Origin of the sequence: Brevibacillus migulae, from assembly GCF_004521915.1 — a bacterium.
Taxonomy (GTDB): Bacteria; Bacillota; Bacilli; order Brevibacillales; family Brevibacillaceae; genus Brevibacillus_F; species Brevibacillus_F migulae.
The window spans coordinates 56,630-70,072 of record NZ_SDKD01000010.1; the positions used below are offsets into that span (position 1 = coordinate 56,630).

The window sequence follows — 13,443 nt, forward strand, 5'->3', positions numbered from 1 at the left end:
TATATGAATGCACAAGGTCCCTGTTTTTCTATGATTAGACCTTGCTTTTCAACACCTTGTCGAAATCATCGAAAATCCGAACTCCCAAATCGATTCCTTTTCCCGTAGCGATTCGGTAGGAAAGGATTTGGAACGGAATGACCATCACCAGCGGACTCATCCATTCATCCATGGCGATATCCAATCCAAGCGTCTTGTCATCTGCAGCGGCAGATTGGCTGATCGTAAAGCAGTGCGAAGTGTAGGGCAGCATATATTGCTTCAGGCGCTCGGAGCGTTCTTTCAAGACACTGTCTGTTTGAATGAAAAAGAGCATATGGGAGTCATCAACTTCCAGATATGGCCCGTGCATATAAGCTTCCAGCTCAAACCCATGTGTCGGCACACGAACAGTCTCTGTGAATTTGGTTTCGCATTCCTTCGCGGTACCGACTGTGGGACCATATCCGATCGCGGCGAATCTCTCACCCCCGACCAATTCAGCAGCATGCTTTGTATAAAACGCCTCGGTCTTCGCGATGATGCCCGGGATCTGTTCGATCAAAGCGGCTAGCTTCGTGATCTCTTGCTTCGCCTCTTCCTCCCCCAGGTTGCCCAGAGCAATGCCCGCTTTTACCCCCATCAACATGGCGGTCAATACCGTTGCCGTAAAGCCTTTTGTCACAAACCCAACTTTTTCCACTCCACATTGGATTTCCACGACCTGATCTGCATGCTGTGTAATGGGGCTGTCCAAATTGGCTGTCAAGGCGATGGAAGGCACCTTTCCCTCTTTTTGAACTTTCTTAATGGCCTCGATCGTCGAAAAACTGTGTCCGCTTTGCGAGATCGCCAGGACCAGATCAACAGAAGGCTTCACTTTTTCATAATGAACAAAGTTAAACGGCTCTTGGATTTCTATCGAGATGCCAGCCACCTTTTCCATGTAATACTTCACACTTAACGCTGCATTGGCACTTGAGCCTGTAGCGAGAATCAGCCACTGCTTGGGCTTATGCTCAGACATGAATGCTGTAAATGAGCGTAAGAGAGGATCAGCTTGGCTGACTATCGACTTGCACACCTCGTATTCTTCCGCGACATAAGTCATCATGGTTTCCTTCATCCCGATCACACCCTTTCTTGACTATCCATTCCGCACGAAAGCTGTTTCCCTGGTTATTCGAACACACCGATCCATGCCCCTAAAATCCCCACGACGGCAATCCCGACCAGGATCGTCGTCGGTTTGACTTCCCGCTTCAGCAGCCAGTAGATGATTCCGAATGCGCTGAGCGGCAGCAAGCCTGGCATGATATTGTTCAGCATATCCTGTACCTTGGTTGCTCCTTCCCCGCTGCCGAGTGTAAGCGGTACATTGATCGAGATCATGGAAGCGCTCATGCCGCCGATCACCATCAAACCCAAAATTGCGGCGCCCAGCGTCAGATTGCCCATCATCCCATTTTGCTGCAATCGGTACAGGAAGCCCGTCCCAAGCTTGTAGCCAAACTTCGTAAAGAGATAGCGGAGAAAAATATGCGGCACATTAAAGACGAGCAAAAACAGGATCGGCCCCAGGATATTTCCTTGCAAAGCGAGAGAGGTCCCGATGCCCGTGGCGATTAAGCGGAGGGTGCCCCAATAAAAGGAATCGCCCAGACCGGCCAGCGGGCCCATCAGCGAAGCTTTCACGTTGTTGATCGTAGCTGAATCAAACTCCGGGTCATCCGCATTTTGCTTTTCCATCGCTGTGGATATCCCGAGCATCAGCGTCGCGATATGCGGGGTCGTGTTGAAAAATTCCAGATGGCGTTTCAAGGCTGACGACAGATCTTCTTTGCGTTTGTAGAGCTTTTTGAGAATCGGAATCATGGCGTACGTATAGGCTAAATTCATCTGCCTTTCGTAATTCCAGGAAAATTCCATTTGAAAGGAACGCCAGAAGACTCGATTGAGATCCTTTTGATGAATGGACGTATCCTGTTCGTCTCGGGGTGCTGAACCTTGATTAGAAGTCTTCGTCATCGTCATGTCTACCCACTCCTTCTGGTCCTGTCGTTGCTTGCGCCTGCTTGGTCTGTAACAAGTTGACCATGATCACCGCTACAATGGCACCGAGCAATGCGATTCCCGTAACGGAAACGCCCATATACGCCACGATCAAAAAGCCCAGGAAGAAATATGGCGCTACCTGTTTGTTGAACAAAAGACGAGCCAGCATCGCAAACCCGAGTGCAGGCAAGATGCCCGTCGCCACTTTCAGCCCTGTTTTGATAAACTCCGGAATGGCATCAAGCAAACCTTTGATCGTATCGCTTCCGACGTAGAAGGAAATGGCTACGATCAGTCCGAGCATGAGAGAAAGACCGATACCGCTGATCAGATGCATCGCTTCAATGCCCCGCGTATTGGCATCTTCCGCATAGCGATCCGCTCGATGAGACAAATAAGGGATAAAGAGGCCAAGGTAAATATTTTTCAGGATCAAGGTCAACGTAGCGATGGGCAATCCCAGCAGCAAGGCTGTTTCGGGGCCTGCCCCCGAGGAAATCGCGAAGGCCACACCCAGTACGCCGCCTGTGACGACATCGGGAGGAATGGCAGCCCCGACTGAAAACGAACCGATGAACGCCAATTCCAGCGTTGCGCCCATGATGACACCTGTCGTGACATCTCCCAGCACCAAGCCGGTCAGCAAACCGGTAACGATCGGCCTGGATATCAGGCTTGTGCCGAGCGCATATTCGGATTGGGCCACGAATGCAACCAAACCTAACAATAACGCTGTAAGCATGATTTACACCCCCAAGAAAAGTTGGTCTTCACAGCACATCTTTTGCGTATATTTTTTTATCTCCCGGTACGATGCGGATCTCGACTTCGACCCCTTGATCCACCATCTTTCGAACGAGGACTTCCTCCTTCGGCAGCAGATTGACAGCCTTGGAGATATTCCGCGCTCCTTCTTTCGCCTTGATCCCGCCGAGATTCACCTGCTTGATCTCTTTGTATCCGCTTACAAGTTTTTCTGCGTCGGCCACGGATTCCACCACGATGAACAGTTTGTACGAATCGGTTACGCCGCTGTTGAGCGCTTCGATCGAGTCCGCAATATTCTTGATGACCAGCTTGACACCTTGTGGTTTGGCCAGCTTGATCGTCGTTTTGCGCAACTCATTCACGGCTACATCGTCATTGGCGATCAGTATACAGTCTGCGCCTAGAAACTGCGTCCAGCTAAAGGCAACTTGTCCGTGCAGCAAACGATGATCGACGCGTAGAAGTTTGATCATGCAAGACATCCTTTCCTGGTTAAAAATCTTCATCTTCCGCTTTGGTTTTTTGCATGGTGAGGTTGCAATACTGCATGGATGCTTTGGCATTCTTCAGTGCATCTTCAATCAGCGCCTCCGTGTTCTCTTGCGTATCGCTCATCGTCACCAAATCGATCAGCAGCGGCAGATTCAATCCCGCAATGAGATGAATGCGAGGGTTCTCTGCCACCAAGTTCATGAATTCATTATTCACGCTTCCGCCAAACAAGTCGGTAATCACGATCAATTCATGCGGCACCGTTCGTTCCAGCACTTCTTGAATCTGACTTTTAAGCTCGACACCTTGTTCCACATACGCACATATCGTGGAAATGTTCGTACGTTTGCCAATGATCAGCTCCAATGCGTGTCGAATCCCCTCTGCAAAGAAACCGTGTGATGCAAATACAAATTGTCTCATGAAAAAGGTTCTCCCTCCCTTCCTGGTGGATTGTGAAAGCGCTTTTTTCTCTCACACACCTGCTTAATTGCAAAGAGCGTGCCAAACTAGTGGCGCGCTCTTTTTGTTTCCTCTCACTTTTCAGAAATCCGCATGATAACTGGACGGAGCAACCAGATAATCATAAATGTATCCAATTTCAGCTACATTCATTTTGACATTATAAATCTCTTCTATGACACTAAAGGCTTTCCGGATCAAAATAATCATTTCTTTTTGACACTGTGCAAATTCGTCGAGATTTGGATAATTTTCGATGGGCGCTTGTCTGATGAGCCGCTCGACCATACAGCTGACATGTACATACAAGGCGACCTTTTTATCGTTGGTCAATCGTTTATTCATGAGCATTTCCAGCTTGGTCAGGCATTCCTCAACGTGACTCAAGATTTTATTCGTATCGAGGATGGTAATCGATTCGATCACACGCTCCAAGGAGAAATTGCGCACGAGATTGTTATTGATTTCAGCGATTCTGTCTTCTGTCATCATCTTGCGGAACGCTTTGCGCATTTGCGCCTCGCCTTGGCCGGAAATGACTCCTTCCAACGATATGTAAGGGATCTGCTCCAGTCCCGGATCTGCAGTGCCAATCACCGCGATCACGTCGTACATGCGGAACACCGCTTCTTCCGTTCCTTGCCTTTTCAAGCGGTCATAATCATGAGCAATGACTTTCACATGCAAATCCTCTGGGATACTGGATTCGAACAGCCTTTGAATCTGCTTGGCTGTGCCCATTCCACTCAGACAAGTGGCCAGGATGACGCGTTCCTTTTCTTTTTCCGGATATATGATTTTGTATTCAGTATGATTCGCCTTTTGCAGCTTTTCTACAATATCTTCCACATACAGATCTTTGCTTAACATGTCGCCGACAAGCAGAGCCATCTGTGTCGATACATTATTGATGATCGCAACCGGCCCCCGCAAATACTTGTTGATCTGGGAATCGATTTCTTTCAGCGATCCCATATCAACGAGAATCACCAGACCTTTGGAAACGTCATTGTTTTCGATATAGTTCAATACCCTGGTCACGATTTCATCGATCGAGACATCAAGGGGCATATCGAACGCCTCGAATATATTGCTATTCAGCAAACGATTGGCGACATTGGCAATGCTGCTGGCGGTCGCATATCCATGCGCGACGATGAGCGCCTTGACTTGCTGATTCGTGCGCTCGATGGCCATGCTGCGCAGGTAGAAGGCCAGAAAGATCTCATCCATGGGATACAGCTTGGCATCCAGCTTGCTTTCGATCAAGCGCACAAATTGCTGGACGAGCCTTTGCTCCAATTTGCAGTGCTGCTCAATGTATCCGGCCAGCTTTTTCATGACGGTTTCCTGTTCCGTGGTCCAGCGAATATCTGATTGTCCTTTGTGGTAAAGGAAATGAGCCATCGCAAAAACGCTGTTTCCGTTAAACTTGACACTATTCGCGTTTTCAAGGTACCGTATGATTTCTTGCACGCTGACGGTTGTCACTTCCATCATGACCCCTGCGTGTTCGTCCGAGGAATCAAAAATCAATTTGTCGATTAAGGCGGGTATCTCATTAAAGATGGATTGCTCCAGGGCTGCGCCGTCAAACCGCTTTGCCAGAGCGTTTTGATAGATGCCCAGGATGTTTTCATAGGCTTTTTTAATCATCGCCAGACGGGACATGCTGGACTCGTACAATACCTCCAGCGTCGTATGCGGGCTGATCAGAATGTCTTCCTCCTGCCTGAATTTCCCCTCATGCTGGTGCTTCGTTTCCTCCAAGATAACGTCTGGCAAATCATGCAAGGTGACCGTAACTTCCCCGGCCGATTTGTTCTTGCTATAAGCAGATGCTGCGACGTACTTGATGGTGTTCTTAAGCTCCCCCAAATTGCCGGCATACGAATATCTCGTTAAGGAATCGAGCGCCCGGCTGGTTACACGAAGAGGTATGCCAAGCTTTTTCGCTTCATCCATCAAAAATTGATAGATAAACTGCTTCTTCTCTTTTTCTCCGCGTTCATCAAGACCCGGGATCATGACCCGGATGGGAATTCTCCGTAAAAACGTTTCCAAAAAGGTTGATTCCAAATCCTCCGTGGTGGCGAAAATAAGCCGTACACTGGCTTTATGCCCGCCTTCGCTTTCCCCCATCCGCCGAAAGACCCCCTGATCGAGGAAGGTAAATAGCTTCTCTTGTCCCTCTTGGTTCAACCGATGGACTTCATCAAGGAAGAGAATGCCCCCGTCTGCTGCCTCCAGCATCCCTTTCTTTGTCGTATCAGCTCCCGTAAAAGCCCCTTTGACATAACCAAATAGATTGCTGGACAAGAGCTCTGGATTATTGGCGTACTGGGCGCAATTGAAACTGATAAACGGCGCATGCTGCGGGAGGATCCCGACAGCGACGCAATACAGATGAATCAGATAAGCGGTATAGCTTTTCCCTACCCCCGTAGGGCCATGCAGCATCATCGGTAAGCCGCCATCGGGATAATAGATGGAGGTCTTGATCTGTTCGATGGATTTCCGCAGGCTTCCGTCTGCTCCGATCAGCTTGGAAAAGAGATCCTCTGGTCCGCTCTTCTGCGGCTCGCTTTCCCGCAGCTGCTGCAGCCCGCTAAATACGGTAGAGGAAACGGCAAAGGCGGTCTGTTCGAAGATCCGCCTGCTCAAAAAATAGACTGGCCGCGTATTGATCTTGATGACCTTCCCCTCTTCCACCAACTGGTTCAAATAATGGCTTACCGTGTTCCGCTTCACTTGGAAAACTGCGGAAATCTGATATGCTGTGAAATTTTCGGAAGGATGATCCCAGTCAAAATCTTGTGTCTCTCGGTCCAAATATGCGAGCAGCTCTTCTTTTAACATGCAGTCCTCACCTCGGTTCATGCTGGATGCAGGCATGGCTTTTATTCGAAATTCAAATTACTCGATCACATGGGTCATGAAATACAAATTTCCCGTCTGTGTCCATGCAAAGCGGTGATCCTTTTGAAGAGTAATGGGCGGAAATGTGGTCTTCGCCCCTTCATCGGAGTGGTAAATAAGCTCTGTACCCGCGTGATAGACAGATCCGTGACGTGCGTCAAAGTCTTTTGCCTTTGCGGAATACGCTCCATGCTGCACATAGTGCAGATGATCCGTGCCGCAGATGAACACACCGAAAGAAAACCTGCCCGATTGGATGTATTGCTCTAGGTTGCTGATATCTGCAAAAATCGAATACCGATGATTCGGCTCTGCGCCATATGCCTTTTGGAAATATTTCAATTCGATGGCGCACGACTCGGTCTCATCCGCGTCGGTAAGCTCCAGCACGATGTCGATTTTCGCTCGGCGGGAATTGCTCTTTGTCAGGTTGGTATCATGGTCAAAACGGGTTTCCAAGCGAATGGTAAAGGTTTGCTCCGGAGAAAACTGATATAGCTCACCCAGTGTTCGCATGATATAGCCGATCTGCAGCTGCATCGATGCTTCATTTTCAATTTGTACCCGCCCGTTTGCTACCTGTCCGTAAAAAATATGCATGCTGTTCTCTACGATCTGTTTTAAAATTTCTTTGGAGCTCAATGTTGCTGTTGGATGTGCCGTCAGTGATTCCACCGTAACAGCTGCTTCTGTTTCTTGTTTGCCAGCTTCTCCACGCTTTCCCCACTTGGCTTGATTGATCATCGCCATATCGCCGTATTGGATCGCATCACGAAAAGCTAGCAGCAATGGAGTATCTTCCTCCCGAAAAAACAGGGTTCCTTTGGCGTCTAAAGCTGAAAACGTCTGCGGCAACGCAGGTCGCTCGGCAGCCTTTTCCGGAAACAGATGCGCCCATTGGTACCATGTCTTGATCACGGATGCCGTGCGTTCGATCCGACGACCTATCTCTCCCACCGTAATATACGTGACACCGTCCACTTCTTTTACGCTTCTCATGCTGTTCACCTTCTGCCGCATTCTTTTCTCATACTTGTCGATTAGGTAACTACTTTTAGTCTAACAAAAAAAGATTCGCTTGTCTGAATCTCCATGATTTTGTAAGACATTCACTTTGCAGCAATCATGGAGATAAGGTAAACTGAAGAGTGAAATGTCTTTTCATCTCATCCGCTATCATGAATTCGAAAACTTGACGCAGCGATCTATGAATTTTCGGTTTCGCCCTCATAAGAAAGGAATGTTTTTGTTGTCGTTTCGTACCAAAGCCTCTGTCATCACCGTCATCGTTGTTGCATGTGTACTGCTGTTGAATAACGTGACCTACTACATCTCTACCAAAAATATATTGATTGATAATCTGACCAATCAAACAGAAACGATTGCGAGCCAAATCGAAAGCTACATCAAGGATTCGCAGCGGAAATCGCAGTATGCCGAACAGCTGTTAGCGAGACAAATGCGGTTGGCAGCAATCGCGACCAAGCTCCAGCTGGATCCGAAACTCGAAAATGTGACAAATGAACAATTGATGAAAATCAGGGATGAATTAGAAATCTCTCATATTACGTTGTTCAAACGATCCGGTGAGGATCTGCCCAATCGGAAAGAAGACATCAAAGGCTTGCGCTCAACCAATGAAAAAGAGCGAAACCTGTCTTCCCTGGAGTTCGATTATTGGTACACTGCTTTTGACCAATTGCTGAGGGACGGAAAAGTCACCATCCCACAGGGGTATAAATTGACACACTTTTGGTCGGGTCCCATGGATGTAACCTCCTCCGATCCTTCCAAATTGAATAAATTCGGCTATTACCATGACAATACGACCGACTATATCATCAATCCATACGTTCGGGATTATTTTTTAACCGAATTCCAAGCCATCATGGGCCATGACAAGCTCATTCAAGAAACGATTGCCAATATCCCGGATGTCTTGGAGATTTCCGGATTTAATCCGAAAACATTCGGCAAAGCACCTGTTGTCATCAAGCAAAATAACAACGATGTATCGCCTTTCCCGGACCGCCCGATTTATTTTGGCAGCTACTTTTACAAGGATGGTCAGGACCACGCAAATGTGAGGCGGGCGTTTGAAACGGATAAAATCGTGACGACGCGGATTCATGTGAACAACAAGGATATTTTAAAAAGCTTTATTCCGGTAAAATCCGAAACCTATCCCTATGTAATCAGCGTTGTCATGGACTACGGCGCGATTCAGGAAACACTCGACCAGCAGTTGGTCCGTACGATCATGATCATTTTCGTCGGCACGTTATCCAGCATCATCATCTTGTTCGTGCTGCAGCGGTGGTTTACCCGATCGAAGGATGCCGCTGTCCAGACGGCGCAAGAAATCTACCTGAATAACTTGGATAATATGTTTACGATGATTCGGGGGCAGCGCCATGACCTGATCAACCACGTGAATACCATTCATTATTTGGCGACGTACGGCACAAGAGAGGAATTGCTGCAATATACCGAGGACCTGACCGGCCATGTCTCGCAAGTGAATGACATCGTACGTATTGGAAACCCGGCCATAGCAGCGATTGTCACGGCAAAAATCGTCGAAGCTTCGCGCAACAAAATCCATTTTGAACACGAGCTGATTGGTTTTAAAGATGGATCGCTCGGTGTGAAAACATTGGACATCGTCAGGATCATCAGCAATCTGATCGATAATGCATTTCATGAGGTCATGAAGCTGCCTGAACAGGAACGAAAGGTCGTGCTTAAGGGATATACCAACGAGGATGAAGTGCATATTTCGGTTTCTAACGTATGCGCAAAAGCCATTTCCCAAGAAGAAGTACAGCTCTTTTTCCAGTCGGGCTACAGCACGAAACCCAGTGAAGATGGGAAGCACTCCGGTCTTGGTCTGGCCATCATTCAAAGCTTGGCAGGCATGTATAAAGGAACGGTGGCTTGCGACATCAGCAAAGAACAGCAAATCGAATTTCAAGTGACCATTCCGGTCTAGTCTCCCCTCATCAGTGGATGACCATCTAGAAAGCGAGGAAGCTTATGGAGCAGCCATACAAGGTATTAATCGCAGAAGACCATGATATTCAAAGGAGAATGCTCGTCGATTTTTGCACCCGAGCCAAATGGTCGGTTGTCTCTGCGGTCTCTTCCGGCCAACAGATGATCTCCGAATATCTCATTCATCGACCTGATTTAATCCTCGTAGATATCCACCTGGATAAATCCGACGGCGTCTCCTCCATCCGGTCATTGCAGGAAAAAGGAGATTACCCATTTGTCATATTTGTTACTGGCTCTCTTGATCCCGATCTTGAGAAGCTATGCAGCGAAATCAAGCTCGTCGATATCATCACGAAGCCGTATGACTTACCCGATATCGAGAAAGCTTTGCACAAAGCAGCTGCTAGAATCAAAGAAACAAACAAATAAATCGTTTGCCAAGAAGCAGGAAGCCAGCAGGAAGGCTTCCTGCTTTTTTCGGTAAAGGAGGACATGCCACCTTTCATTTTCATCATGGCGCTGCTCTCTGCCAAGGGCTTGGCGCATCCTCCTGTCTAACGCCCGCATCATACCGTGTACTTTCTCCATGACATCGTGAATATTGCTCACAGGTTGGGACATATATTTGTGTTGGAAAGATAACTGTCCTTCCCCTTCAAAAAATAATGGTTGGAGGGAACCATGGGTATTGATGTATGGAAATGGTTTCTGTCAACATTTGCTTTTTCCCTGCTATGGTTTTTCGGTTTTAAGGTCATGGATCGAGAACGCATCCATGAGATTTTTAATTACGGCCTGCTCTGGGCACTGATCCTGATGATTCTGCAATCCTTTGAACAACAGGTCTTGCTGGGAAATCTCAGCAAGCTTTCTTCATTCTTTACGTTCCCCATCCATTTGGGCCTGCTCCCGGTTATCTTTATGATTCTGTATCAACTGTTTGTTACGCCAACCTTCTTTTATATTGCTGTCATTATTGTGTCGATGATCCTTTCTACTTTTTTAGAGCTCATTTTGTTTCTACTGGAACTTTCCCACCATCCTCCGCTCAGTTATTTTCACTCGTTATGCTTGCTTATTCTGCTTGCATCGATCACGCGGATTCTCGCAGACAAGCTGAAAACATGAAAAACAGCCGGATATTCGTCCGGCTGTCCGTTCCTGATCTAGACAAGCAACCCTCCACCTGCCTGATGGTATTTCAAAATGCCTTCTGCTGCACGATAAGCCAATGCTCCTACGGTACCTGTCGGATTGTACCCGCTGTTGTGCGCAAAGGCGGAGGCCCCCACGACAAAGACATTTTCGGCATCCCACATCTGCAAATAGTTATTGACGGCTGAGGTATCCGGGCTTCCTCCCATTATCACCCCGCCTGTATTATGCGTGGACTGGTAAGGTGTGATATCGTAGGGACCCAGTTCTTTTGACGCTTCTACCTTGTCAGCTCCCATTTCCTTCATGATCTCTTCGCTTTTTGTCGCCAGATATCTGGACAGCTCTCGATCCTGTTCTTCAAAATCGAAGGTAATCCGCATAAGCGGATCGCCAAAGGCATCCTTGTAAGTAGGATCGAGATCGAGATAATGGTGCTGGTAAGGCAGGCTTGCCCCTTGGGTGCCTACTGTCAGTGCACGCGTATAATACTTGATTGACGCTGCTTTGAATTCCTTTCCCCAAGTCGGCGTGCCTTTTGGAACCGGGTTGTTTTGGATGGGCCGTTTTCCCAGCTGGAGAATATTGATTCCACCGCCGTGGAGAAAGTTGACGTCGGAGTGATCGAAGTTGTCCCCATTGAAGTCATCCACATACATCCCCAGCGAACCGGCTCCTGCGAACACATTAAACTCCTTGTTCTCAAAGAAGCCGGTCGCTTGTCCTTTTTGCACTTGATATGCATAGTTCTTGCCGATTACGCCTTTTCCCGTCCTCGGATCATAGGGGCGTCCGAGCTTGGAGAGAAGCAGCAGACGCGTATTGTTGAATACATAGCTGGTCAACACCACGATATCTGCGGGCTGTTCAATTTCCTCGCCGGTAGTCACGTCCACATACAGGACACCGGTTGCTCTTCCTCCCGTATGCAGGATGCGACGGACATTGGAGTATGTACGGATTTGGAATTTCCCTGTTTTGAGCGCTACAGGAATCACCGTTACCACCGGATCCGCTTTCGCTCCGTATTCACAACCAAATCGCTCGCAAAATCCGCAATATTGACAGGCGGCACGCGCGATTCCATCCGGATTGGTGTATGGAGCAGACAGATTCGCTGATGGGATCGTGTATGGATGCAGATTCAATTTTTGGGCTGCTTCCGTAAATAACCGCATGGCTGGTGAATGCTTCATCGGCGGCGTCGGGTACTTATTCGACCGCTTCGCCTTCATTTGCTCGGCCAATGGATTGTCTTCCCCCGAAATCCCCGCCATCTGCTCGAATTTGTCAAAGTATGGCTCCAGCTCATCATAGGTAATGCCCCAGTCTTGAATGGTCATCCCCGGAGGAATTTTCTTTTCACCATACCGTTCAATCGTCTGCGAACGAATCTGGAAATCATAGGGCATGAACCGGAATGTCCAGCCGTTCCAGTGGACACCCGCTCCGCCGATTCCATCTCCCAGCAGAAAGGAACCGTATGTCCGCATCGGCAAAGCACGAATTTTTTCATTGCTGCGGAATGTAATGGTTTCCTTGGAAAGGTCTTGCATCAGCTCATAACGCAATGCATAGCGCAGCTCGTCATGAACCATATAGTAATCTTCTGTGACCCGTTCCTTCCCTCTTTCCAGGCCGACCACATTGAGCCCTGCTTTGGTTAACTCAGAGGCGATGATGCCTCCTCCCCAGCCTACTCCTACGATGACAACATCTACTTTCGGTAATTTTCTGGCCATGTCTTCACCTCACGAATGGGAAAGATGATCTTTTAAGCTTGCCGGTTCGATTTTTTGGAAAGCGTCTTGTTCGATTACATTGACGTAGCTCATTTGATTGCCAGGAAAGTTTTTCAGGCGCCACCCATCCATATTTCGGTTTCCTCCATATAACGGATCGGCGTATACCCCTTCGAGCGTATTGGTGACCAGCATCTTGAAAAAGCCGCTTGGGGAAACCGTCGTGATCTTGACCTTGTCCTCCTCAAACGCCCGCAAGACCTCGTCTTGTTGTTCTGGCGTCAGGTCGGCGAAATTTTTTTGGTAGGTCGCCATGCTGTAGTTCTGCATTTCCCGAAGCGCAATCGTATAGATTTCCCTGCGACGTAACCGGCCTTGGTATCCTTGTACTTTTTCTCCGGGAAAGAATGGCCCCTGCATGTAATCACGTGCATTAAAGCCATAGTCTCCCGCCAGCTGGTGGTCAATAAAGTAAGCTACCCCTAATGCTTTTGCGCCAGGACCGAGATCATCACCGGGAAAAATCCTTTCCGTCGCGGCTTCCACAATCCGAAACTGTTCCTGGGTAAAAAACATAAAGGCTTGATTGAAATCTCGTTGCTGATCGGCGGCTGGAGGCGGCGCGGCTTGTTCGGGTTCTGGCTTCAACAAGCTTCCCGCTATGCCGCCAACGATCAGTCCTCCTAGGGCGAACCCTGTGTTTTGCAAAAATTTTCGGCGAGAATAGGTTTTTTCTTGGTTGTCTTGCTCTGCCATAAGGAATCACCTCTATTTCCCTGTTTGTACATAATCATCCATGCTTAAACTTATGATTTCCAAAAAAATGCATCTATATTTTGGGAAACGGTCGGTAAAAATAGGGAAAATCAAATTA

12 protein-coding genes are annotated in these 13,443 nt (G+C 48.0%); 3 read left to right on the plus strand and 9 right to left on the minus strand.

The genetic code is table 11. The features are described from left to right. Positions 1 to 34: 34 nt before the first annotated feature. From EIZ37_RS13080 to EIZ37_RS13110, 7 genes are all read right to left on the minus strand, one after another. On the minus strand, positions 35 to 1,105 hold the full coding sequence (locus EIZ37_RS13080; RefSeq protein WP_134685056.1) for an SIS domain-containing protein: 1,071 nt from the start codon (positions 1,103 to 1,105) through the stop codon (positions 35 to 37). 53 nt (positions 1,106 to 1,158) lie between these two features. Beyond that, complete coding sequence (locus EIZ37_RS13085) at positions 1,159 to 2,007, minus strand: PTS system mannose/fructose/sorbose family transporter subunit IID (RefSeq protein ID WP_134685172.1); 849 nt, start codon at positions 2,005 to 2,007, stop codon at positions 1,159 to 1,161. Then, positions 1,991 to 2,776: a PTS mannose/fructose/sorbose/N-acetylgalactosamine transporter subunit IIC gene (locus tag EIZ37_RS13090; protein ID WP_134685057.1), complete on the minus strand. Its 786-nt coding sequence runs from the start codon at positions 2,774 to 2,776 to the stop codon at positions 1,991 to 1,993. Before EIZ37_RS13090 ends, EIZ37_RS13085 begins: the two co-directional genes overlap by 17 nt. A 28-nt stretch (positions 2,777 to 2,804) precedes the next feature. Further along, a complete protein-coding gene (locus EIZ37_RS13095; protein WP_134685058.1) occupies positions 2,805 to 3,275 on the minus strand; it encodes a PTS sugar transporter subunit IIB in 471 nt (156 codons plus the stop codon). Between the two features lie 19 nt (positions 3,276 to 3,294). Continuing rightward, positions 3,295 to 3,717: a PTS sugar transporter subunit IIA gene (locus EIZ37_RS13100; RefSeq protein WP_134685059.1), complete on the minus strand. Its 423-nt coding sequence runs from the start codon at positions 3,715 to 3,717 to the stop codon at positions 3,295 to 3,297. 120 nt (positions 3,718 to 3,837) lie between these two features. Continuing rightward, positions 3,838 to 6,615 (minus strand): sigma 54-interacting transcriptional regulator, encoded by a 2,778-nt coding sequence (locus EIZ37_RS13105; RefSeq protein WP_134685060.1) that lies wholly within the window; start codon positions 6,613 to 6,615, stop codon positions 3,838 to 3,840. 57 nt (positions 6,616 to 6,672) lie between these two features. Beyond that, positions 6,673 to 7,674 (minus strand): hypothetical protein, encoded by a 1,002-nt coding sequence (locus EIZ37_RS13110; RefSeq protein WP_134685061.1) that lies wholly within the window; start codon positions 7,672 to 7,674, stop codon positions 6,673 to 6,675. A 250-nt stretch (positions 7,675 to 7,924) separates the two neighbouring features. Between EIZ37_RS13110 and EIZ37_RS13115 the strand changes: the two genes are divergently transcribed. The 3 genes from EIZ37_RS13115 to EIZ37_RS13125 all read left to right on the plus strand — a co-directional run bounded on the left by EIZ37_RS13115 (position 7,925) and on the right by EIZ37_RS13125 (position 10,800). Further along, entirely contained in the window at positions 7,925 to 9,667 is a 1,743-nt protein-coding gene (locus EIZ37_RS13115; RefSeq protein WP_167568839.1) for a sensor histidine kinase, read from the plus strand. 44 nt (positions 9,668 to 9,711) lie between these two features. Beyond that, a complete protein-coding gene (locus EIZ37_RS13120; protein ID WP_134685063.1) occupies positions 9,712 to 10,101 on the plus strand; it encodes a response regulator in 390 nt (129 codons plus the stop codon). 252 nt (positions 10,102 to 10,353) lie between these two features. Continuing rightward, positions 10,354 to 10,800: a hypothetical protein gene (locus EIZ37_RS13125; protein WP_134685064.1), complete on the plus strand. Its 447-nt coding sequence runs from the start codon at positions 10,354 to 10,356 to the stop codon at positions 10,798 to 10,800. Positions 10,801 to 10,838: 38 nt separating this feature from the next. On the opposite strand, the gene EIZ37_RS13130 is transcribed toward EIZ37_RS13125, so the two are convergent. Both EIZ37_RS13130 and EIZ37_RS13135 read right to left on the minus strand, forming a co-directional pair. Beyond that, positions 10,839 to 12,569, minus strand: a complete 1,731-nt coding sequence (locus tag EIZ37_RS13130) for a GMC family oxidoreductase (protein ID WP_134685065.1) — start codon at positions 12,567 to 12,569, stop codon at positions 10,839 to 10,841. A gap of 9 nt (positions 12,570 to 12,578) precedes the next feature. Beyond that, positions 12,579 to 13,325 (minus strand): gluconate 2-dehydrogenase subunit 3 family protein, encoded by a 747-nt coding sequence (locus tag EIZ37_RS13135; RefSeq protein WP_134685066.1) that lies wholly within the window; start codon positions 13,323 to 13,325, stop codon positions 12,579 to 12,581. Positions 13,326 to 13,443: the final 118 nt, after the last annotated feature.